This is a genomic window from Roseovarius sp. AK1035 (assembly GCF_003288315.1).
Lineage (GTDB): Bacteria > Pseudomonadota > Alphaproteobacteria > Rhodobacterales > Rhodobacteraceae > Roseovarius > Roseovarius mucosus_A.
Genome location: NZ_CP030099.1, coordinates 1,281,412 through 1,302,000, shown reverse-complemented (window position 1 = coordinate 1,302,000; position 20,589 = coordinate 1,281,412). Strand labels below are relative to the sequence as shown.

General features: G+C 59.0%; 22 protein-coding genes. 12 read left to right on the top strand and 10 right to left on the bottom strand.

What is annotated here, in order from left to right; translation table 11 throughout:
- Window positions 1-11 precede the first annotated feature (11 nt).
- The 4 genes from RAK1035_RS06295 to RAK1035_RS06280 form a co-directional block, all read right to left on the bottom strand.
- Window positions 12-476 carry a DUF1203 domain-containing protein gene (locus RAK1035_RS06295; RefSeq protein WP_008281283.1) on the bottom strand — a complete coding sequence of 155 codons (465 nt, stop codon included), beginning with the start codon at window positions 474-476 and terminating at the stop codon, window positions 12-14.
- An 81-nt stretch (window positions 477-557) separates the two neighbouring features.
- On the bottom strand, window positions 558-1,352 hold the full coding sequence (locus RAK1035_RS06290) for an ion transporter (RefSeq protein ID WP_008281282.1): 795 nt from the start codon (window positions 1,350-1,352) through the stop codon (window positions 558-560).
- A gap of 79 nt (window positions 1,353-1,431) precedes the next feature.
- A complete protein-coding gene (locus tag RAK1035_RS06285) occupies window positions 1,432-1,818 on the bottom strand; it encodes an HIT domain-containing protein (protein ID WP_008281281.1) in 387 nt (128 codons plus the stop codon).
- Between the two features lie 9 nt (window positions 1,819-1,827).
- Window positions 1,828-3,405 carry a DUF5928 domain-containing protein gene (locus tag RAK1035_RS06280; protein ID WP_008281280.1) on the bottom strand — a complete coding sequence of 526 codons (1,578 nt, stop codon included), beginning with the start codon at window positions 3,403-3,405 and terminating at the stop codon, window positions 1,828-1,830.
- Window positions 3,406-3,555: 150 nt separating this feature from the next.
- On the opposite strand from RAK1035_RS06280, the gene RAK1035_RS06275 reads away from it, so the two are divergent.
- From RAK1035_RS06275 to RAK1035_RS06245, 7 genes are all read left to right on the top strand, one after another.
- On the top strand, window positions 3,556-4,374 hold the full coding sequence (locus tag RAK1035_RS06275; protein WP_037297933.1) for a sulfotransferase family protein: 819 nt from the start codon (window positions 3,556-3,558) through the stop codon (window positions 4,372-4,374).
- A gap of 158 nt (window positions 4,375-4,532) precedes the next feature.
- Complete coding sequence (rpsT, locus tag RAK1035_RS06270) at window positions 4,533-4,802, top strand: 30S ribosomal protein S20 (protein ID WP_008281278.1); 270 nt, start codon at window positions 4,533-4,535, stop codon at window positions 4,800-4,802.
- Between the two features lie 482 nt (window positions 4,803-5,284).
- The gene (dnaA, locus tag RAK1035_RS06265; protein ID WP_008281277.1) at window positions 5,285-6,631 is read left to right on the top strand and encodes a chromosomal replication initiator protein DnaA; all 1,347 of its coding nucleotides are present in this window, start codon (window positions 5,285-5,287) and stop codon (window positions 6,629-6,631) included.
- A gap of 124 nt (window positions 6,632-6,755) precedes the next feature.
- Window positions 6,756-7,874: a DNA polymerase III subunit beta gene (gene dnaN, locus RAK1035_RS06260; RefSeq protein ID WP_008281276.1), complete on the top strand. Its 1,119-nt coding sequence runs from the start codon at window positions 6,756-6,758 to the stop codon at window positions 7,872-7,874.
- 52 nt (window positions 7,875-7,926) lie between these two features.
- Window positions 7,927-9,036, top strand: coding sequence for a DNA replication/repair protein RecF (gene recF / locus RAK1035_RS06255; RefSeq protein WP_008281275.1), 1,110 nt, complete (start codon window positions 7,927-7,929; stop codon window positions 9,034-9,036).
- Window positions 9,033-9,464 (top strand): VOC family protein, encoded by a 432-nt coding sequence (locus RAK1035_RS06250; protein WP_008281274.1) that lies wholly within the window; start codon window positions 9,033-9,035, stop codon window positions 9,462-9,464. The genes recF and RAK1035_RS06250 overlap by 4 nt, the downstream gene beginning before the upstream one ends.
- Window positions 9,461-10,081: a LysE family translocator gene (locus RAK1035_RS06245; RefSeq protein WP_008281273.1), complete on the top strand. Its 621-nt coding sequence runs from the start codon at window positions 9,461-9,463 to the stop codon at window positions 10,079-10,081. Before RAK1035_RS06250 ends, RAK1035_RS06245 begins: the two co-directional genes overlap by 4 nt.
- A 77-nt stretch (window positions 10,082-10,158) precedes the next feature.
- On the opposite strand, the gene RAK1035_RS06240 is transcribed toward RAK1035_RS06245, so the two are convergent.
- The 3 genes from RAK1035_RS06240 to RAK1035_RS06230 all read right to left on the bottom strand — a co-directional run bounded on the left by RAK1035_RS06240 (window position 10,159) and on the right by RAK1035_RS06230 (window position 14,149).
- Entirely contained in the window at window positions 10,159-10,605 is a 447-nt protein-coding gene (locus RAK1035_RS06240; protein WP_037297931.1) for a YtoQ family protein, read from the bottom strand.
- Window positions 10,606-10,621: 16 nt separating this feature from the next.
- Window positions 10,622-13,021: a phenylalanine--tRNA ligase subunit beta gene (gene pheT / locus RAK1035_RS06235; RefSeq protein WP_008281271.1), complete on the bottom strand. Its 2,400-nt coding sequence runs from the start codon at window positions 13,019-13,021 to the stop codon at window positions 10,622-10,624.
- 111 nt (window positions 13,022-13,132) lie between these two features.
- On the bottom strand, window positions 13,133-14,149 hold the full coding sequence (locus RAK1035_RS06230; RefSeq protein WP_008281270.1) for a D-cysteine desulfhydrase: 1,017 nt from the start codon (window positions 14,147-14,149) through the stop codon (window positions 13,133-13,135).
- Between the two features lie 97 nt (window positions 14,150-14,246).
- Here RAK1035_RS06230 and RAK1035_RS06225 point away from each other — a divergent pair, with 97 nt between their 5' ends.
- A complete protein-coding gene (locus tag RAK1035_RS06225) occupies window positions 14,247-15,119 on the top strand; it encodes a LysR family transcriptional regulator (protein ID WP_008281269.1) in 873 nt (290 codons plus the stop codon).
- Between the two features lie 6 nt (window positions 15,120-15,125).
- Here the strand turns inward: RAK1035_RS06225 and RAK1035_RS06220 are convergent, their stop codons facing one another.
- Window positions 15,126-15,830 carry a winged helix-turn-helix domain-containing protein gene (locus RAK1035_RS06220; RefSeq protein WP_008281268.1) on the bottom strand — a complete coding sequence of 235 codons (705 nt, stop codon included), beginning with the start codon at window positions 15,828-15,830 and terminating at the stop codon, window positions 15,126-15,128.
- 24 nt (window positions 15,831-15,854) lie between these two features.
- Window positions 15,855-16,088, bottom strand: coding sequence for a hypothetical protein (locus RAK1035_RS06215; RefSeq protein ID WP_037297840.1), 234 nt, complete (start codon window positions 16,086-16,088; stop codon window positions 15,855-15,857).
- A 193-nt stretch (window positions 16,089-16,281) separates the two neighbouring features.
- On the opposite strand from RAK1035_RS06215, the gene RAK1035_RS06210 reads away from it, so the two are divergent.
- The 4 genes from RAK1035_RS06210 (at window position 16,282) to RAK1035_RS06195 (ending at window position 19,120) form a co-directional block, all read left to right on the top strand.
- Window positions 16,282-16,683 carry a hypothetical protein gene (locus RAK1035_RS06210; RefSeq protein WP_254683690.1) on the top strand — a complete coding sequence of 134 codons (402 nt, stop codon included), beginning with the start codon at window positions 16,282-16,284 and terminating at the stop codon, window positions 16,681-16,683.
- 27 nt (window positions 16,684-16,710) lie between these two features.
- Window positions 16,711-17,211, top strand: a complete 501-nt coding sequence (locus RAK1035_RS06205) for a hypothetical protein (protein WP_008281265.1) — start codon at window positions 16,711-16,713, stop codon at window positions 17,209-17,211.
- Between the two features lie 76 nt (window positions 17,212-17,287).
- On the top strand, window positions 17,288-17,911 hold the full coding sequence (locus tag RAK1035_RS06200; protein WP_008281264.1) for a ribonuclease HII: 624 nt from the start codon (window positions 17,288-17,290) through the stop codon (window positions 17,909-17,911).
- Window positions 17,912-18,007: 96 nt separating this feature from the next.
- Entirely contained in the window at window positions 18,008-19,120 is a 1,113-nt protein-coding gene (locus tag RAK1035_RS06195) for a site-specific DNA-methyltransferase (RefSeq protein WP_008281263.1), read from the top strand.
- Between the two features lie 83 nt (window positions 19,121-19,203).
- Here the strand turns inward: RAK1035_RS06195 and RAK1035_RS06190 are convergent, their stop codons facing one another.
- Entirely contained in the window at window positions 19,204-20,568 is a 1,365-nt protein-coding gene (locus RAK1035_RS06190; RefSeq protein ID WP_008281262.1) for an MmgE/PrpD family protein, read from the bottom strand.
- Between the last annotated feature and the right edge of the window lie 21 nt (window positions 20,569-20,589).

The window sequence follows — 20,589 nt, the reverse complement described above, 5'->3', positions numbered from 1 at the left end:
AATTGCGCCGGTCAAGCCCGGTCGATCCGTGCCTGATAGCAATTGTTGCGCGCCGAGCGAACATGAATATAGGCCACATCCCTCTGCTCGAACACCTGTTCGGCATAGGTAGGGATCTCGGCCGCCGCCACAACACGACCGGTGCCGTAAACTATTCGGTCCCGGCTGTTGTAACCCTTGAGCAGATAGTCGGGGCTGTCGCGCAAGACTTCGGGAATCGCTGTGCCGTCATGCCGCGCGCAGGCATCCGCACAGAGGAAAATCGGCCCGGTCTCCGCATAAGGATGCAATCCGGCAAAGGGCCGATAGGCGAGGATCAGCATCGCCGCCCCCTCGGGTATTAGGCGCAGACAATGGCGGCAAGGATTGCCAGATCCCTGCGCCACATGATGTTCAGGCGGGGTTCCATAGGCATCGGGCGCGCCAGCTTGCAAGGCGCGGACAGTCTCTGTGGGCAAGGCGGTGATAGCAATCATTCTCGGGCCTCCGGTTCGGGTTTCCCCAAATATGCCCCAAGGCTGCGTCATGAGACGACCCGCTTCTTGCGCAATCTGCGCTCACCCTTTCGGATTCTTGTCCTGAACGTCCCGGAGCAGCGCCTCAAGCTGTGTGAGTCGCGTCAACACCTCATCGCGGTAATTGTCGGTCTTTTCTACGTCCTCAGCGTGATGGGCATCCTGCATCGAGTTGACGATCAGACCGACCAGCAAGTTCACCACCGCAAAGGTCGTGACCATGATGAAGGGCACAAAAAACGCCCAAGCATAGGGGAATTCCTCCATCACCGGGCGCACGATGCCCATCGACCAGGATTCGAGCGTCATGATCTGGAAAAGCGAATAGGCCGAGCGACCCAGATCACCGAACCACTCCGGGTACGCCGCGCCAAACAATTTGGTCGCCATCACGGACCCGATATAAAACAGCATACCCATCAAAAGGAACACCGACCCCATGCCGGGTAGGGCCGTCACCAACCCCTCGACCACCCGACGCAGTGAGGGCGCAACAGACACGACGCGCAACAGACGCAAGATACGAAGTGCCCGCAACACCGACAGGCCCTGAGTGGCCGGAACCAAAGAAATACCCACGATAACGAAATCAAAGATATTCCAACCGTTCCGGAAAAATCCCCCGATTCCGCGCGCAAAAAGTTTGGCGGCGATCTCGACCACGAAAACCGCAAGACAGAGCTTGTCGAGCAAAAGGATCAGATCACCCGCCCGCTCCATGATCGGATCAGAGGTTTCCATGCCAAGGATCACGGCATTGAACAGGATCACGCCCAGAATCGCGTTTTGAAACAGAGAGGTGTCGATGAATGCGCCGACGCGGGTGCGAAAATTCATGAAGATGCCTGCCAAGTCCTATGTCTGACCAATGCGCCCCATATGGGCGCATCTCATCTGCGGCACAAGCGGGGCTGACTCAGGTTTCGGCGCGCGCTAGCATGCGGCCCAGCATTCGACCGCCGAGGATATGCAGATGGTAATGCGGCACCTCCTGCACACCATGGGCACCGGCGTTGGTAATCGCGCGAAAACCCTGACCATCTGCGCCCAGATCAACGCCCGTCTGGCGGCACACCTCGGCTACGGCGCGGTTGAAATCGACGATCTCAGCATCACTCGCCTCTGACGCAAAGTGATCGTAGCTGACATAGGCCCCTTTGGGGATCACCAGCACATGCACCGGGGCCTGCGGCTGGATATCGTGAAATGCAAGGGTATGCGCCGTCTCCAGCACCGTTTTGTTCGGGATCTCACCGCGCAGGATTCGGGCAAAGATATTCTGGGGATCATAGGCATAGGGCATGGGGCGTCCTCAATCTGCAAACAGGTGGTCGGGCTCTGCGATTTCCTGCGCTTTTTCGCGCGGAATATCAAGGAAGCGCGCCAATAGATCGGCGCGTTGGCCCCGATCATCCGATTGCCGCAGGATCATGTGATTCTCGAATTCGGAATCGCGTATGCGGTCGCTCTCATAGGTCATGTCGCCTCGGATTGTGGGCAACAGCCGCTCTAATGTCTCGGGCGGGGTCTGTTCGCCCGCCAGTCCAACACGCATGGCATGACCAATCAGATACGCATCGGTAAAATGACACTGAACCTCCAAAAGCTTGGTCACAGCGCGATCACCGCAGAAATCCTGCAAGAGATCAATGCTGCCGGGGTCCATGCAGACAAGCAGGCGATCCGTCTCATAGTAATCGAACAGCATCCGCATCAGGGCCCGCCGATGCCGGGTTCGCTTGGCCAAAGTACCCTGAATACCCCCCAGATCAGGCAGAGCTGTGCCCTCTTCGTTGAAAAGATATTCGATTGCAGGCAGGTTTGTGACCTGTCGGATGCGCTCCAGCAAACGCTTGGCCACATGCCATTTCTTGCACACAACGATCATCAGCTCGCGCTCACGCCCCAGTGTGCTTTCGGTTTCCCAGAACCGCTGAGCAAATCGTCGGCCTTCCCGGCCCCGCGCAGTCAAAAACTGAAACAGGCCGCGCCCCTCGTTCGAAATCTGGAACTGCGCGCGCTCGTCAGAATAGAGCGTGCCCAAACGCCGCTTCAGCTCCAATGCCTCGGGGCTGATCTTGCGGGCAAAGAGATAATCCTGACTGAGCAAGAGGTCGTAGTGGTCGTTGTAGAACGTGACCGGCATCCCATAGTCTGTGAACATGAGAAATGTCAGTGTGCGCGTCTCAATCTCACTCTCAGGCACCAGATGCCGCACAAGCGTTTGAAAGAACGTTTCATCGGGAATCCATGTGGTGCGAAAAAACCGCATCACATCGCGCCGTTTGCGGGTGAATTCCAAAATCCACTCGACTGTGCGCCGCCGCAGGCACCACCACTGGCTTCCGATCTGGATTTGGATGTCAGGCGGAATGGGGCGCGTCAGACCCAGTTTGCGCTGGAGGTTGTATGACGCGTAGAACCGCTTGGGCTGTGTGCGTTCGTTGAAGAAGTGGCGATAAATCAGCCGCTCTTCCTTCATCCCGGTTTTGATCCAGTCACTCTCGAAGTAGTCGAAACTTTCGACATAATCGACATCGCGATTGTCCAAAAATTGATGCGCAAAACGGGCCGACTTGATCGGCGCGCAATCGCCCGAGAGCATGTAAAAATGCGTGGCACGCGGAAATTCGTCAACCGCCGCCTCAACCGCGTAAAGCGTGGCTTGCACCAAAGACCAGGCGCCCCAACCGCATTTGATGCGCTTTCTCGCGAAGGTCACACTGGGATTATCCGCCAGGGCTGTCTTGATCCGGTTAAAAGCCTCAGGCTTGGCGCGTGCGTCAAAATGGATCGCCATATAGTCGCCCGCAGCCGTCAGCATCTCAGCCTGACGGATGATCGCCTCAGGGTCCTTGTGACACAGCAGGATGAATGCGATCTTTGCCATTACGGAAACGGTTTAACCTTCGATTTACCGACTGTTTATAGCATTAACGGTGAACAGCGCCTGAATAAACAGACTTTCTTTGGTTTTTTGAACAGGTTAGACAGGATCAAGCCTGCATCAAGCGGGAAAGTATTGGCGGAGGCAGTGATCATGGGATTTCCCGGAACCTGGATGACCGAAAGCGAGAGCGTGGTCTACCGCGTGGTCCCCAAGTGTGCCTGCTCGACCATCGGGCAAATTCTCTATTATTCCGACCATGGCGTGTTCTTTGATGGCGACATTCACGACGCAACGGAAGGCCTTCATAAATGGGCGCGCGAAGACAGTCAGAAGCTGATCAACGCCAATGTGAAAACCCATACCTCCTATGCGTTTTCCTGCGTGCGCAACCCATATACCCGCATCCTGTCGTCTTTTTTCGACAAGATTTGCGGCATTCAACGCAACGGCAGCCGCTATCGCGGCAAGCTGGTGCCGACCATCATCCAGAAATACGGAATTGAAGTGGGCGGCGACGACGGCAAGCAAGAGTTTGACCAGATCAAAAGCTTTCGCCGGTTTTTGCTCTTTGCTCGGGACACCATCCGCTGGAAACGACCGATGGAGCCAGATATTCACTGGTCCGCGATGTCGGGCCATATCTCGACCTTTATCGTCAACGGTGGCCGCTACAACAAGATTTTCTGGACAGAGAAATTCGATGACGGCATGGGCGAGGTGCTGGGGGCGATCAACACCAAGCATACGATCGACCTCAAAACCATTCCTCGGTTCAACGAATCCGAAGGCCACGGGCCCAAACGCGCGCATCCTGTCGAAGAGTATTTCGACGACCTCTCGATGCATCTGATCTACGAAATATACAAACGCGATTTTGACCTGTTCAAATATGATTTCGAAAATCCAGCCAACAAGATGCCAATAGGTGAGATCGACCTTGACGAGGTGCATGCCAAGCTGGGCGACTGATCTGCCCCACGAGGGCTTGCATTCCGGGCCAACTGGCGTATACGGCACGCCAGACATGCGCGTGATGCCCGCTTAGGCAAGAATCACCCCGTTCGGCGGGGGTCCCGGTTGGGTATGACGTGCGTTTACACATATCGAACCGAGAAAGGGTCACTTACATGGCCAATACGCCGCAGTCCAAGAAACGCGCCCGCCAGAACGAAAAGCGTTTTGCAATCAACAAATCCCGCCGCTCGCGCATCCGCACCTTCCTTCGCAAAGTCGAAGAGGCCATCGCTTCTGGCGATAAGGACGCGGCCGTGACCGCCCTGCGCAATGCTCAGCCCGAATTGATGCGCGGCGTAACAAAAGGTGTGGTGCACAAGAACACCGCATCCCGCAAAATTTCGCGCCTCTCGTCGCGCGTAAAAGCAATCGCGCAAAGCTGAGAAGCAACCCTTTGAAACTAAAAGGCAGCGTCGTCGACGCTGCCTTTTGCATGTCTGCGGGTCCGGCTGCGGTCAGAGATTCTTTTCGGTCAAAGCCTCTGTCAAGCGCATAGAGTAGTTGCCGCAACAGGCCGGAGGTTGCTAGTTTCAGACCTGCGATTCACGCTTGGGGGGACAGGCTGTATCGGGGTCAAGCAGAAGTGGGAAACCCTCAGCTATGGCACCGCTACTGAGCACTCTGCTCTAGTCATGTCCAATGCGAATGTACTTTGCGGTCAGGAACCGCGTGGCTTTGGGACGGGCCGCGCATATACGGTGATTGATTTCAGAGTACGCGCTTGTTGACGAGGGGACATGCATCCGTTGCACCTAGCATCGGAACGCAAGTTGCTTTGCCGACTCAAAACTGTGTCGCGCCGGATCGAACAACTGCTGTCGGATCCGGCTTGAGAAGAACGGTAGAGTCGCGGAACGGGGACAGAATGACACAAGAGCAATGGGGCCAGTTGAAGCAAAAACTTCAGCAATCCGTCGGGCAGAGCAATTTCAAGAACTGGATAGAGCCGCTGGAATTTGCTCGCGTCGATGATGGTGTCGCGACCTTTCATGTCCCCACGACATTTCTTGGCAATTATGTATCGCAACATTTTGGCGAATTGATTCTCTATCAGATGAGCAATCTGTCTCCCGATGTCAGGCGCCTGCAATTCCGTGTTGCCGCCAATAGTGGCGCGCGCCCCTCACGGCCTGCTACCGTAGCCTCGGTTGAACCTATCGCCGACAGCATCGTTCCGTCTGCGCCGCTGGACGAGAGGTTCACGTTTGATAGTTTCGTGGTCGGTAAGCCCAATGAACTTGCCCATGCCGCAGCGCGCCGGGTGGCCGAATGCGGCCCCGTTACATTCAATCCACTGTTTCTTTATGGCGGCGTCGGCCTTGGCAAGACCCACCTGATGCATGCGATCGCTTGGGAATTGAAGATCACCCGCCCCGATCTCAACGTTGTCTATCTCTCGGCGGAACAGTTCATGTATCGCTTTGTGCAAGCGCTGCGCGACCGCAAGATGATGGATTTCAAATCGGTGTTCCGTTCCGTCGATGTTCTGATGGTCGACGACGTGCAGTTCATCGCCGGCAAGGACAGCACGCAAGAAGAGTTCTTTCACACCTTCAATGCGCTTGTGGACCAGAACAAGCAGATCGTAATTTCCGCCGACCGCGCCCCCGGAGAGATTGCCAATCTTGAGGAACGCATCAAGTCGCGCCTGCAATGTGGCCTCGTGGTTGACCTTCACCCGACTGATTATGAATTGCGTCTTGGCATCCTGCAATCCAAGGTCGACCGATACCGCGCGCAATACCCCGACCTTGCCCTTAGCGACGGCGTGCTTGAATTCCTCGCGCACCGGATCAGCACAAATGTGCGCGTGCTCGAGGGTGCGATGACCCGGCTTTTCGCCTTCGCCTCGCTGGTGCGCAAGCCGATCACACTGGAACTGACCCAAGATTGCCTTGCGGATGTGCTGCGCGCATCCGAACGCAAAGTGTCTATTGAGGAAATTCAGCGCAAGGTCTCGGATCATTACAATATCCGGCTCAGCGATATGATCGGCCCAAAGCGAACCCGCTGCTACGCCCGCCCGCGACAGGTGGCGATGTATCTTTGCAAACAGATGACATCGCGGTCCTTGCCGGAAATCGGTCGGCGTTTTGGTGGGCGCGACCACACAACGATCATGCATGGCGTCAAGCGTATCGACGAGTTGCGCATTCAAGATGCACAGATTGCCGAGGATCTGGAGCTTCTGCGTCGCACGCTGGAAGGGTAAGTGGCGCCAGCCCTTGACGCTGTCGGTTTTCCAGCCGAAAACTCCAAAAAACACTTGAGGTGCGGGGTGGAGTTGCTACCTTGCCCCTCCCGGCATTGATCCGGCACCTGACAGGAGCGAGGGAATGAAACTCAGCATCGAACGCGGCGCATTGCTTAAAGCCGTGTCTCAGGCCCAATCGGTGGTCGAACGGCGCAATACGATCCCGATCCTCGCCAATGTCCTGATCGAGGCCGAAGGTAACAGCGTACAATTCCGCGCCACCGATCTTGATATCGAAGTGGTGGACAAGGCTCCTGCTCAGGTCGAGCGTGCCGGTGCCACAACTGTATCGGCAGTGATGCTCCATGAAATCGTGCGCAAACTGCCCGATGGGTCGCTGGTCACGCTCAGCGACGACGGGGCCTCGGGCCGTCTTACGGTGCAGGCCGGACGCTCCAATTTCAATCTCGCCACCTTGCCGAAAGAAGACTTTCCGGTGATGGCCTCCTCGGAATACGCCAGCAATTTCTCGGCCCCCGCGCCAGTGCTGCGCCGCCTCTTCGACAAATCGAAATTTGCCATTTCCACCGAGGAAACCCGCTATTACCTCAACGGCGTCTATCTGCACGTCTCGGACGCCGATGGCGGCAAGGTTCTGCGATGCGTCGCCACCGATGGTCACCGCCTTGCGCGTATTGATGCTGACCTGCCTGATGGAGCTTCGGACATGCCCGGCGTGATCGTTCCGCGCAAGACCGTGGGCGAACTGCGTAAACTGCTCGAAGACGATGACATGAAAATCGCGGTCTCGGTTTCAGAAACCAAGATCCGTTTTGCCACGCCCGACATTACCCTCACCTCCAAGGTGATCGATGGCACCTTCCCCGATTACACCCGCGTCATTCCGCAGGGCAACACCCGCCGAATGGAGGTGGATGCCGCAGAATTCGCGCAGGCGGTGGACCGTGTGGCAACCGTGAGCTCAGAGCGCTCGCGCGCGGTGAAGCTCTCGCTTGACGAAGATCGCCTGATCCTCTCGGTCAACGCCCCAGATAGCGGTGCCGCCGAAGAAGAATTGGCCGTGGCCTATGGCGATGAGCGGCTGGAGATTGGGTTTAACGCGAAATATCTGCTGGAGATCGCAAGTCAGGTGGATCGCGAGAACGCGGTCTTCCTCTTCAACTCCTCGGGTGACCCGACGCTGATGCGCGAAGGCAATGACACGACGGCGGTTTATGTCGTGATGCCGATGCGGGTGTGACACCCGTAGGTGCCTGCGGCGGGAGTGTTTCGGAACGATGAAAGGGCCGTGAATGCCCGGCCTTTACCTGTCGGAATTGACCCTCTCGCATTTCCGCTCTCATAAATCGGGGCGACTTTTGCTTGATGCGCGGCCTGTGGCGATTCATGGGCCGAATGGGGCGGGCAAGACGAACCTGATCGAAGCGATTTCACTCTTGTCCCCCGGTCGTGGTCTACGGCGGGCCGCGGCGCAGGACATGGCGCGACGCCCCGAGGCGCTCGGCTGGAAGATCACCGCGATCCTGAACTCTTTGCATCAGGTTCACGAAGTCGAGACCTTCGCCGAAGGCACCGCCGCCCGCCAAGTCCGGATCGACAGCAAGACCGCCACGCAATTGGCGCTTGGCCGTATCGCGCGCCTTCTCTGGCTCGTCCCAGCCATGGACCGCCTTTGGATCGAAGGGGCAGACGGCCGCCGCCGCTTTCTCGACCGCATGACCATGAGCTTTATTCCCGCCCATGCCGAGGTCACGCTCGCTTATGACAAGGCGATGCGCGAACGCAACCGTCTGCTGAAGGATCAGGTGCGCGATGCGCAGTGGTATCTTGCGCTCGAACGGCAAATGGCCGACGCGGGCGCCGAAATCCATGCCAACCGCCAGCACGCGCTCGCCCTGATCATGGGGGCGCAGATGCAAGCCGAAACCGCCTTTCCCACTGCAGAACTGGAGCTGACGCAAACCGAAGGGGAGATGCCGGACAGTGCCGACGATCTGCGTCAAGCATTGGCCGAGAGCCGTTTTCGCGATCTGATGGCCGGTCGCACCCTGATCGGACCGCACCGCGCCGATCTCTACGGTGTCTATGCCGCCAAGGGCGTGCCCGCCGCTGACTGCTCCACCGGCGAGCAAAAGGCGCTTCTGGTCTCGCTCATCCTTGCGAATGCCCGCGCCCTTGCGCGCGATTTCGGGGCGCCGCCGCTCTTGTTGCTGGATGAGGTCGCAGCCCATCTTGACGCCACCCGCCGCGCGGCCCTCTATGACGAAATCTGCGCACTCGGCGCTCAGGCGTGGATGACCGGTACCGGGCCAGAGCTATTCTCCGAACTGGGCAACCGCGCACAACATATCCACGTCACAGACACCGCTGGCATCAGCCAGATCACACCAGAGGCCCCATGACCCCGCAACGCGTCACTCTCATTACCCTAGGCGTCGAGGATCTTGACCGGTCGCGTACCTTCTATGAAGCGCTTGGCTGGACCCCGGCCCAGGCACTTCCAGAGGTGGTGTTCTACCAGATGAACGGTTTGGTGCTTGGTCTCTTCGGCAAGGCGCATCTCGCCGCCGATCAGGGCCGCCCGGATGCCGCCCTCGGGACCGGGGCAATCACGCTGGCCCAGAACTTTGTAACCGAGGCAGAGGTGGACGCCGCCTTTTCCACCGCGCTCGCCGCCGGGGCTGCCGCGCTCAAACATCCTGAAAATGTATTCTGGGGCGGCTATTCCGGCTATTATGCCGATCCCGACGGTCATGTTTGGGAAGTGGCGATGAACCCCTTTTGGCCACTCGCCGAGGATGGCAGCCTGACCTTGCCAGAGGCCCCATGACCATCGCGGCTTTCGATCTGATGCTCTATGCTGCGGCCATGGCAGGCCTCTGGGCTGTGCCGGGCCCGGTCTGGGTGGCATTGACGGCGCGCGCCCTCTCGGGCGGTATGCGCGGGGCATGGCCGCTGGCTGTGGGCGTTGCCTTGGGCGATCTGATCTGGCCGCTCTGCGCCATTCTCGGCCTTGCATGGGTTCTGTCGATCTATGGTGATGCGCTGAACCTGCTGCGCTGGATCGCAGCGGGCGTATTCATCGGTATGGGCCTCTTGCTGATCCGTGCGCCTGCGCGCGTCCCGGGTGCCGATAGCCGCATGACCCGCCCCGGCATCTGGGCCGGGTTTTCGGTTGGCGTGGCGGCGGTCATCGGCAACCCCAAGGCGATCCTCTTCTACATGGGTTTTCTGCCGGGTTTCTTCGATCTGGCGCAGGTTACCGTGCTAGACATCGCCGCGATTCTTGCGATTTCGGCGATCGTGCCCATGCTTGGAAATCTGGCACTGGCGCTGTTTCTCGACCGCGCGCGTCGCCTCTTGCAAAGCCCGGCAGCGCTGCGCCGCATGAACATCAGTTCAGGCGTGCTCCTGATTCTCGTGGGGCTTGTGATCCCCTTTACGTGACCGACCTTGCACGCTTCGTCAGACTGAGCATGCCCCAGGAGCAAGCCCGTTCTTGATCAAGGATAGCGCAGCCGCCCCTAGCCCGGCAGGGTACCATTGAGCACATAGCGCAACAGATCCACAACCTGCGCCGGTTCTCGGGCCACGGCAAGAGCGGCGGCATCTACTTCTTTGAGCGCATGGTCATGTTCGGGGCGCTGCAAGATAATCAAGGACTTGCCAAGTGCCGCTGCATAACCTGCGTCAAAGGCTGCGTTCCATTGCTTGTACTGCTCACCAAAGCGCACCACGACAACATCCGCCTCGGCAAGCCCCTTGCGCGTGCGAATGGCGTTGACCATCGCGCCCTTGTGGTCGTGCCAATATTTGTTCGGCTCTTCCCCAAGGATCGCCACGCCGCAATCATCGCTCGCCGCGTGATCCGTGACCGGGCCTGAGAACACCACATCAAGCCCTTTGGACCCTTCAACAATCTGATCGCGCCAATCAGTGTGGATTTCGCCTGACAGATAGACCTTGAGCATGGTTTTCTCCTCTTGTTCAGCCACGCAGCACTCCGCCGGTCGCCTTTGTTACCTTTTCGATGATCTTGCCCGATACCGCTTCAATCTCGGCTTCGGTCAGTGTCTTGTCGCGGGGTTGAAGGCGTACGGTCAAAGCGAGGGATTTCTTGCCCTCACCCAGATTACCACCGCTGAAGGCATCAAACACGCGAACATCCTCGATCAGCGCCTTATCGGCCCCAGCCGCCGCGTTGATAAGGGTCAGCGCCTCGGTTTGGACGTCTACCACAAAGGCGAAATCGCGCTCGACCGCCTGCAGATCGCTGATGTCCAATGCGCCCCTGCTGGCAGATGTCTTGCGCGGCAACGGAATTTCCGCCGGATAGAGGGTAAAGGCCACGGCAGGCCCTTTGACATCCAGCGCCTGCAAAATGCGCGGATGCACTTCGCCAAAGATACCCAGTACCTTTTTGGGTCCCAGACATATCCGCCCATGCCGGCCCGGATGGAACCATGCCGGCCCGTCGCGCAGGATCTGCACCTTGGCAGGCGCGCCAATAGCGGCAAGGATCGCTTCGACATCGGCCTTGGCGTCGAAGACATCAACCGCACGCGCTGCGCCATGTACCTCTTTAGGCCCCGAGCGCCCTACAAGAAGTCCCGCAACCTGCAAATGCTGTTCACCCGGCTCGCCACCATGAAAGGCGTGCCCCACTTCGAACAACGCCAGATCCATGATCCCTCGCGCCTGATTGCGGGCCGCAGCCCGCAACAGACCCGGAAGCAGGTCCGGACGCATGTGGCTAAGGTCTGCGCTGATCGGATTGGCCAGCATCGTCGCATCATCGCCTCCGCCAAAGAGCGTGGCTGCGGCATGGTCAATAAAGCTGTAAGTGACACATTCGTTATAGCCAAGCGCCGCACAGGTGCGGCGCGCGATCTGTTCGCGCTTTTGCATCGGGCTGAGGATCGGCTTGGGCACGCCAGGCAGGGCGCGTGCCATAGAGCGGCCTTGCAACTTGGTCAGAGATGCAATCCGCGCCACCTCTTCCACCAGATCCGCCTCGCCAAGAATATCAGGCCGCCAGCTTGGGACATAGGCCATGTTACCTTCGAGCTTGAAGCCGAGTGCAGTTAAACTCTGACGCTGCTCGCTTTCAGGAATTTCCATTCCCACCAGCGATTGTACCCGCGCAGGATCAAGCCGGTAGGCGCGGCTCACATCCGGCACCTTGCCCGCGACGACGCGGTTCGAAGGCGCACCACCACATAGGTCGAGGATCATTTGCGTCGCCAGATCCAGTGCTTCCATGTTGAACGCAGGATCAATACCGCGCTCGTTGCGATAGCGCGCGTCTGAGTTGATCCGCAGAGCGCGGCCCGTTGTGGCGATCTGCACGGTGTCCCATACCGCCGCTTCCAGAAAGACATTTACGGTTTCGTCGGTGCAGCCGGTCGCGAGCCCCCCCATGATACCGCCAATGCTCTCAATGCCGGACTCGTCAGAAATCACCACCTGACCGAGGCCAAAGGTGTATTCCTTTTCATCCAGTCCGATCAATGTCTCGCCGCCTGTCGTGCGGTGTATGCGAAGGTCACCCTTCACCTTGTCCGCGTCAAAAACATGCAGGGGGCGATTGCGATCATAGGTGAAGAAGTTGGTGATATCGACCAGCGCCGAGATCGGGCGCAGTCCGATGGCGCGCAGCCGCTGTTGCAACCATTCGGGAGAAGGGCCGTTCTTGACCCCCCGGATCAACCGCCCAGCAAAAACCTCACAGCCGCCGGTTGCCGTATCCGCGTCAATCGTCACACCGATGGGGCAGGCGAACTGCCCCTCGATGTCGACAGTTTGCGCCGGTTTCATCTTGCCCATTCCCCGCGCTGCCAGATCAAGAGCAATGCCGCGCACGCCAAGCGCATCGGGACGATTGGGGGTGATGGCAATCTCGATGACGGGGTCAACCTTGGCCGGATCATGGGCGGCCAGCCAATCGGTAAACCGCTGGCCTACCTCGCCCGAAGGCAGTTCGATGATGCCGTCATGCTCTTCGCTAAGCTCCATCTCGCGCTCGGAACACATCATGCCGTGGCTCTCAATACCCCGGATCTTGCCAACGCCGATGGTGGTGTCGATGCCTGGCACATAGACGCCCGGCTTGGCGATCACGACGGTGATCCCTTCCCGCGCATTGGGCGCGCCGCAGATAATCTGGGTCTCTCCATCCGCTGTCGCGACCTGACAGACACGCAGCCGGTCCGCATCGGGATGCGGTTCTGCCTTGAGCACCTTGCCGATGGTAAAGTCACGCAGCCGCGCGGCGGGGTCGGTGATGCCTTCGACCTCTAGCCCAAGATCGGTCAGGGTCTCGGCGATCTCGGTAACCGAGGCCGTGGTTTCCAGATGCTCTTTCAGCCAGGACAATGTGAATTTCATGCGTGCTTTTCCGCCTGCAAATATAGGTTACAGAGCGCTTTACCGGATATGTCAGGCATGGAAAACCCCGCATTGCTGCGGGGCTTTGTCTTGTTCGCCCTTTGGGATGGGTTACTTTTTCCAGCGGCCCGAGAAATCAAAGGCGCTGTCATAGCCAAACAGCGCGACAGACCCCCCGGTGTGCAGAAAGACGACGCGCTCACCTTTCTTGAAATGACCCTTGCGGATCAGGTCGATAAAGCCCGCAGCCCCTTTGGCCGAATACACCGGATCGAGCAGGATTGCCTCCAATTCGGCAAACATGTGAATGGCTTCGATGCCGGATTCCGTGGGAATGCCATAGCCTTCGCCAACATAATCGGTATTGGCAACCACATCCTCACGCTTGACCACTCCGGCGCAGCCCAGCTTTTCAGCGGTCGCGCAGGCGAGGTTATAGACATTCTCTTCTTGCTTGGCCTTGGGCGCGCGGACGCCAATGCCCAAGAGCGGAATTTGCGCGTTCATCGCCTTCAGACCGGTGATCAGCCCCGCCTGCGTGCCAGCACTGCCGGTGGCATGAACAATGTGATCCACCTTGAGCGCCCGATCATTGAATTGCGCCAGCATCTCGAAGGCGCAGTTAACATAGCCAAGCGCGCCTGTCGGGTTCGAGCCACCACCGGGAATGGTATAGACATTGCGCCCATCGGCACGGAACTTGTCCGCGACCTTTTCCATCTCGGCATTCATGTCGCCGCCACCGGGGCGCTTTTCCGTGGTCGCCCCGTGCATGTGATCCAACAGAACGTTGCCACCATTGTTGTAATTGGCGTTGTTCGAACCCGTGCGATCCTCAAGCAGCAGGTGGCAATCCATTCCCAGTTTGGCGGCAAAGGCCGCCGTTTGACGCGCATGGTTGGATTGCGTGGCCCCTTGGGTCATCACCATATCCGCGCCCTGCAATTCGGCCTCTGCCATCAGGAACTCTAGCTTGCGGGTCTTGTTGCCGCCGGTGCTAAGGCCGGTGCAATCATCCCGCTTGATCCAGATTTCAGGACCGTTCAATTCCTTGGTCAAACGGTCCAGCCGTTCCAGCGGAGTCGGCAGATGAGCGAGAAAACGACGGGGATAGCGGGCAAGATGCATGAGTGTCCTCCATTTAACATGCGTTTTTTGCAGGCTAAAGCGGGACAATACGCGCGTCCAATGCTATTATTGTCATATATAATGCAAGGAATGCAATATGCGGCTAGAGTGGCTAGACGATATTCTGGCAGTTGCTGATGCTGGGTCATTGGCGCGCGCCGCCGAGACACGGCATGTGAGCCAATCCGCGTTTACCCGCCGCCTACGCGCGATTGAGGACGCGCTTGGCGTGCCACTCTTTGATCGGCGGCGCAAACCCGTTGTGCTCTTGCCCGAGATCGAGGCGCAGGCGGGCGAGATGCGGGCGTTGGCCACGCAATTGCGCCACCTGCGCGAAAGCCTGATACAGCGCACCGGAACGCGGGGCCTCACGCTCGCCTGTCAGCACGCGATTACCACCACCCATTCCCCGGCGATCGTCAGCATTCTGACCGCCCAAGGAGGACGACCGGTACGGGTGCGATCCGACAACCGCGAGGAATGTCTTTTGCGCCTGCTCTCCGGCGAGGCCGATCTGGCCGTCGTTTATGCCGTGCCCGAGATTGCGCCACTCACGCTCAGCCGAAGTTTCGAACAGGTCCTGTTGGGGCGAGAGCGACTGAGGCCAGTGGCGGCCCCGCGTCTGGCACAGGGCAGTGATCTGCCATTTATCGGCTATCCGGCAGACGTGTTTCTGGGACAGATCATGGCGCGCGCGATTCTGCCGCGTATCCCCGCAAACCGTATCCTGCGCCGCCGCGCCGAAACCGCGCTGACGCTCGCCGCCCATGAATACGCGCGCCGAGGAATCGGCGTGGCCTGGCTGCCTGAAGGCATGGCGCAACGCGATTTGGACGAAGGGCGTTTGGTGCCGCTTGATCAGGCGCTGCCGGGGCAAGACATGGAGCTTTGGATGATCCGGCTGAGTGAGCGCAACGATGACGGCTGGGCGCATGACTGGTCGCGGCTGGTCGCGGCCTTGGGCGTCTGAGACTGCTCAGATCACCCGGATCACGGCCTTGTCGATGGCCAGCATATACCCGCGCCGCGCAATATTCTTGACCAATAGCTCGCTCACCAACTGATTGCCCAACGTATCGCGCAGGCGCTTGATGCGCGTTGCGCCGGCGGCCTCTTCGCAATCCTCGGGTTTGCGCCCCGAAATCACGGCTTCAATCTCGGCCCCGGTCATCACATCGTCATCCATCCGGGCCTCTGCCAGTACACTCAACGTTTCCATGGCGGCATCAGTCAGCTTGAACCCCATATCGTTGAGATACACTGTCTTTTCATCGCGGCTGATGAGCAGGGAACTGACCTGAATCCCCGAGCGCTCGATCTGCGCCATGCGGCGGTTGAGGGTGATCAGCATCACCAGAAAAACCAGTGACGCCACCAGCAGAGCTGTTGCAAAGACCAACAGCACAAAGATCACCATCCGGTAGCTGACCAGTGTTTCTGAGAATGCCGTGCCTGAAAGGGCAAGGATTTCCAGCAGTTTGATTTCGCCTTCACCGGTCAGCGCGTCATTCTCAACAAAGATCCGTTCAACCTTGGCGTTGAAGGCGTTGGCATCTGGCAGGCTGAGAAACAGGAACACCGCGGCACTGGTCAGAATTGCCACGATGGCCCCGACCCCGGCAATCACCACACGATTGCCGGATCGGCGTGCATCAGCGGCGGTGGTGGTTATCCCGCGCATCCGCGCACCCGTTGACCTATCACCTTAGGTTTCCTTCTTTGACAGCACCTTGAGCAAGGTCAGACCTTGCTGTGCCAATTGCGCCCGGAGCGCGGCCTCTGCCGAGGCGCAGGGCGCGTTTACGACGGTGACGTCGTAATACAGCTCAAGCGGTTTGTCGCGCTTGGCCTTGTATTCTACCTGACAGGCCGCCTGTGCCGTGGTTGCGGCAAGCATCAGGCCAAAGGCAAGGATAAAGGGGCGTGTTATCTGTTCCATGCCGCCAAGATGCGTCAAGGCCTGCGGCTATTCAATAACTTGTGCGACGGACTGGCCGGAAAACGGCGTGTTATCTGATATCATTGGGGCGTTATTGCCTGTCTGGGCGGGCTGATCCCATCCTCGGATTACAGCGTTCGGTCATGCGGACCGACGCAAGAAAACGACCGTCAGCATCCTGAAAGGAATGACCATGCACCGCAAGTTCATCGCTCTCATCATCGGCGCGGCTCTGACCGTGTCCAGCCTTACCGCAGCCCCAGCCCAAGCCCAGAACCGCGGCGAAACCGCGGCCATCATCGCCGGGGTTGCGGCGCTGGCCATCGTTGGGGCCGCAATTGCGGATGATCGCAATCGCGACCGCGATCGTCGCAATGACTATGCCACGCGCGGTCATGGCTATCAGCAGCACTATTACTCCCCCAAACGGCAGCACAAACAGGTCTACAAACCCAATCATCACCGCCACCACTACAACCAGCACCGCTCTTACGAACCGCAGCGCGGCTATGGCCGCCAGCATCAAGGGCGCCCGGTCTATCAGCGGGGCTATGGCAACCATGTCCCCTATCACCGCGACAACCATCGCAACTAGACCACTCGCTTGTGAAAGGATCATCCAATGTTCAGGAAAATTACCACAGCCCTTATTATTGGCGCCGTTGCGCTGACAACCGCCACCGCCACCCCCGCGCTTGCCCGCGACCGCAGCGACAACCGCAATCTTGCCGTGGGGATTGCCTTGGGCGCAATTGTAGGCGCGGCGATTGCCAGCAACAGCAAGCAGAAGAACAACGACGGCTATCGGGACAATGGCTCGTATCGCGACTACGACGGTCGCAATTACAGCACCCGTGACCGTCGGCATGACAAAGCCTATAACGATCACCGCTATGACAACGGCCGTGGGGGCTATGGCAAAAGTTATGGCAAGGCACAGCGCGTCAATTTGCCGGGGGCTTGCAGGGTCTATGCAGGCAACCGGGCTGGATACTCTGGCCGCTGCCTGAACCAGCGCTACGGCTCTTACACTGCGCTGCCGTCGGCCTGCGCCGTGCGGGTGGGCGGGCATCATCAGGTGATCTACCGGGATCACTGTCTGAACCAATACGGTTTCTACTGAAAACATCGCGCGCGCGCGCAAGGGAGGGGCACGCCCCTCCCTTTGCATTTGCGCTCGGATCATGCGACGTGGGATTATGCTTGGCCCTGATTTCACCCATGAACGCGCCGCCCTGTCAGAGGGGTATCTCCGCATTGCCGGGGTGGATGAGGTTGGGCGCGGGCCATTGGCTGGTCCGGTGACGGCCGCCGCTGTGATCCTTGATCCGGGCAATATTCCCGAGGGGTTGAACGACTCAAAGAAACTCAGCGCGGCGCGACGTGCCATACTTTGTGAGGCTATCCATGCCTCTGCCGAGGCCAGCGTGGCCCATGCCAGCGTCGCAGAGATTGATCAGCTCAACATTCTGCGCGCCGCGCATCTGGCGATGGAGCGGGCGATTGCAGCACTCGATCCTCAGCCTGACCTTGTCCTGATTGACGGTAACCTGATCCCGCGTGGCCTGACCCTGCCCGCCCGTGCCATTGTGCGCGGCGATGCGGTCTCGGTTTCGATTGCGGCGGCCTCAATTGTGGCGAAAATCAGGCGCGATCAGATCATGTGGGATTTAGCGCAACAGTTCCCCGGCTATGGCTGGGAACGGAACGCCGGATACCCATCGAAAAGCCACAGAGAGGCGCTCCTAAATCTTGGTGTGACCCCACATCATAGACGTTCGTTCAAGCCGGTGCACAACATATTGTATCAAGAAAATAACTAACCCTCTGATTCAAAAAAGAATTTGACGGCGAATCGGGTTTGACTCATCTTGGTCTCCAACGACCAGAGCGCAGAAGCGCCGGGACAGAGGCAGAAGATGACGACAATGACCAAAGCCAAGGGCGCGCCTGCGCTCCCTCTCAATACGATTATCGCCGGGGATTGCATCGAGGTGATGAACAGCTTGCCAGAGGCAAGCGTTGATCTCATCTTTGCTGACCCGCCTTATAATCTACAGCTCAAGGGCGATCTGCATCGACCCGACAATAGCCAAGTGGATGCGGTCGATGATGCTTGGGACCAATTTGCAAGTTTCGCCGCCTACGACAAGTTCACCCAAGACTGGCTCAAGGCGGCGCGCCGCTTGCTCAAACCTCATGGGGCAATCTGGGTCATCGGCTCTTATCACAACATCTTTCGGGTCGGTGCGGCGCTGCAGGATGCGGGCTATTGGATCCTGAACGATGTGATCTGGCGCAAATCCAACCCGATGCCGAATTTTCGCGGCAAGCGTCTGACCAACGCCCATGAAACGATGATCTGGGCGTCGAAATCCGAGGGTGCGAAGTACACCTTCAATTACGAGGCGCTGAAATCGCTCAACGACGGGGTGCAGATGCGCTCGGATTGGGTGCTGCCGCTCTGCACCGGGCATGAGCGGCTCAAGGATGACAACGGCGACAAGGCGCATCCGACGCAAAAACCCGAGAGCCTGTTGCACCGCGTTCTTGTCGGATCGACCAATCCCGGCGATGTCGTGCTGGACCCGTTTTTTGGCACGGGCACCACGGGTGCCGTGGCCAAGATGCTGGGCCGCGATTACATCGGGATTGAACGTGAGGCGGCCTATCGCAGTGTTGCGGAAAAGCGGCTTGCGAATATCCGTAAATTCGACCGCGACGCGCTTCAGGTTTCGACATCCAAACGGGCAGAGCCCCGTGTGCCCTTTGGCCAGTTGATCGAGCGCGGTATGTTGCGCCCCGGTGAGGTTCTGACCTCGATCAACGGCAAAGCGGCCAAGGTGCGTGCCGATGGCACGTTGGTGGCCGATGGCATCAACGGCTCGATCCATCAGATCGGTGCGCATCTCGAAGGCGCACCCTCATGCAACGGCTGGACCTATTGGTGCTTCAAGCGCGAGGGCAAGGTGGTGCCCATCGACGTGCTACGCCAGCAAATTCGCTCGGAAATGGAAGAGCGACCCAACTGATTACCCAGACACCGCCGGTGCCCAAGGCCTGACTTTCTCGGGCACCATTGACTTGCCCCGCCCTCATGGCGGGGCTTTTTTTGTCATCGGTCCGGTGCAGGCGTGACCAGATCAGCCATCTCGGAAAAAAGCATATCTGGCTGCAACAGTCTCTGTTTCATATCCCAAAGCGCCGCAATGCGCCCCTCCGACAGCACATGCCCGGCCATCGCACCCAGCTTGGCGCGCACGTCCGCTTCGGGCATGGGGGCCTCTGGGCCGCCGCGCGCGTTGACATCGCCTGAGGTCAGTCGCCGCCCGTCCTGCAGGATCGCCGTCACATCAGACCAGCGCCCGTCGGGAAAGCGGGCAGAATGGCGCGGTTCTTCACGCACCGTGATCCGCGCGTGCAGGCGGGCGACCTCCGGATCGTTCAGGCCCGAACCGGTGATGTGCTCTGGCCCGATGCGCCCATGCACCAGCAGCGTGGCAAGCGCAAAACCCAGAGAATACTGCGCCTCGCTCGTCGTCTTGGGAAGGCCCGGGAAAAGCGCGGCGGATTGGGCAAATGTCGCCACTTCAAGCCGCTCAATCTCTGCGGCGCGCAGCCCTTGCTCGACCATCAGAACACGCACCCCTTCCAGCGCGCCATGCGCCCAACGGCAAATCGGATAGGGTTTGATGTAGTTGCGCAGGATGGTCCAATCCTGTCCCAAATCTTCCCAAATACGCGCCACGTCTTCTCTCTCGACCGTAATCGCGGGCGCGCCGGTAAAGCCGCGTTCTGCAAGAAACAGTGACGAAATTCCTACAAGAGCCCCCATTCCCGATCCGTCATGCAACATGGTGGGATTGGCAATCTCGCGCATCATCTGGCTGCGCGGCCCATGATATTCCGCGATCCCCAGAGCCTCGCGCAACACATCCGAGGTCTGCCTGCGCAGATGCGCCCCAAGGGCCGCAACACCCAGCGCATTCCAAGCGCCCGAGGTATGGTAATCGCTGACCGTGGCATGAAGCGCCACACCGACCCGTGCCGCCACCTCATAGCCCATCGCAAGCGCAGTGAGCGCCTGCCGCCCGGTCAACTGTGGATGCTGCCCAGCATAGGCAAAGAGCGCTGGCACCAGCGCGCAGCCGATATGCCCTTTGGTCGGGTTGTAGCCGTCATGCCCATCAAGATTGTCGATCTGCGTAGCAAGCGCCCAAGCCGCCCCAGGCATTGCACAGGTTCGCCCGTCAAATAGCAAAGTTGCGCTGTGTTTGTCACTAGACGCCGCATGAAACTCTACCGCAAAATCGCGTGCAATCTGACCCACCTCCAGTGTCGCGGCCCCCGCAGCCACGCCGAGCGTATCAACCAGCAGGAGGGCAATACGCTCCAGCACCTCTTGCGGAACGTCAAGCGCGGGATCGAGCACGAATTTCGCGACGCGGTCGAACTGAGGGCAGTCTAGAACACAGGACATCTGAGCAACCTTCTGCAAGAG

Excerpts from the sequence above, each read along its gene's own strand:
- RAK1035_RS06295 (WP_008281283.1), bottom strand. The coding sequence starts at position 476 with ATGATTGCTATCACCGCCTTGCCCACAGAGACTGTCCGCGCCTTGCAA.
- RAK1035_RS06290 (WP_008281282.1), bottom strand. The coding sequence starts at position 1,352 with ATGAATTTTCGCACCCGCGTCGGCGCATTCATCGACACCTCTCTGTTT.
- RAK1035_RS06285 (WP_008281281.1), bottom strand. The coding sequence starts at position 1,818 with ATGCCCTATGCCTATGATCCCCAGAATATCTTTGCCCGAATCCTGCGC.
- RAK1035_RS06280 (WP_008281280.1), bottom strand. The coding sequence starts at position 3,405 with ATGGCAAAGATCGCATTCATCCTGCTGTGTCACAAGGACCCTGAGGCG.
- RAK1035_RS06275 (WP_037297933.1), top strand. The coding sequence starts at position 3,556 with ATGGGATTTCCCGGAACCTGGATGACCGAAAGCGAGAGCGTGGTCTAC.
- rpsT (WP_008281278.1), top strand. The coding sequence starts at position 4,533 with ATGGCCAATACGCCGCAGTCCAAGAAACGCGCCCGCCAGAACGAAAAG.
- dnaA (WP_008281277.1), top strand. The coding sequence starts at position 5,285 with ATGACACAAGAGCAATGGGGCCAGTTGAAGCAAAAACTTCAGCAATCC.
- dnaN (WP_008281276.1), top strand. The coding sequence starts at position 6,756 with ATGAAACTCAGCATCGAACGCGGCGCATTGCTTAAAGCCGTGTCTCAG.
- recF (WP_008281275.1), top strand. The coding sequence starts at position 7,927 with ATGCCCGGCCTTTACCTGTCGGAATTGACCCTCTCGCATTTCCGCTCT.
- RAK1035_RS06250 (WP_008281274.1), top strand. The coding sequence starts at position 9,033 with ATGACCCCGCAACGCGTCACTCTCATTACCCTAGGCGTCGAGGATCTT.
- RAK1035_RS06245 (WP_008281273.1), top strand. The coding sequence starts at position 9,461 with ATGACCATCGCGGCTTTCGATCTGATGCTCTATGCTGCGGCCATGGCA.
- RAK1035_RS06240 (WP_037297931.1), bottom strand. The coding sequence starts at position 10,605 with ATGCTCAAGGTCTATCTGTCAGGCGAAATCCACACTGATTGGCGCGAT.
- pheT (WP_008281271.1), bottom strand. The coding sequence starts at position 13,021 with ATGAAATTCACATTGTCCTGGCTGAAAGAGCATCTGGAAACCACGGCC.
- RAK1035_RS06230 (WP_008281270.1), bottom strand. The coding sequence starts at position 14,149 with ATGCATCTTGCCCGCTATCCCCGTCGTTTTCTCGCTCATCTGCCGACT.
- RAK1035_RS06225 (WP_008281269.1), top strand. The coding sequence starts at position 14,247 with ATGCGGCTAGAGTGGCTAGACGATATTCTGGCAGTTGCTGATGCTGGG.
- RAK1035_RS06220 (WP_008281268.1), bottom strand. The coding sequence starts at position 15,830 with ATGCGCGGGATAACCACCACCGCCGCTGATGCACGCCGATCCGGCAAT.
- RAK1035_RS06215 (WP_037297840.1), bottom strand. The coding sequence starts at position 16,088 with ATGGAACAGATAACACGCCCCTTTATCCTTGCCTTTGGCCTGATGCTT.
- RAK1035_RS06210 (WP_254683690.1), top strand. The coding sequence starts at position 16,282 with ATGCACCGCAAGTTCATCGCTCTCATCATCGGCGCGGCTCTGACCGTG.
- RAK1035_RS06205 (WP_008281265.1), top strand. The coding sequence starts at position 16,711 with ATGTTCAGGAAAATTACCACAGCCCTTATTATTGGCGCCGTTGCGCTG.
- RAK1035_RS06200 (WP_008281264.1), top strand. The coding sequence starts at position 17,288 with ATGCTTGGCCCTGATTTCACCCATGAACGCGCCGCCCTGTCAGAGGGG.
- RAK1035_RS06195 (WP_008281263.1), top strand. The coding sequence starts at position 18,008 with ATGACGACAATGACCAAAGCCAAGGGCGCGCCTGCGCTCCCTCTCAAT.
- RAK1035_RS06190 (WP_008281262.1), bottom strand. The coding sequence starts at position 20,568 with ATGTCCTGTGTTCTAGACTGCCCTCAGTTCGACCGCGTCGCGAAATTC.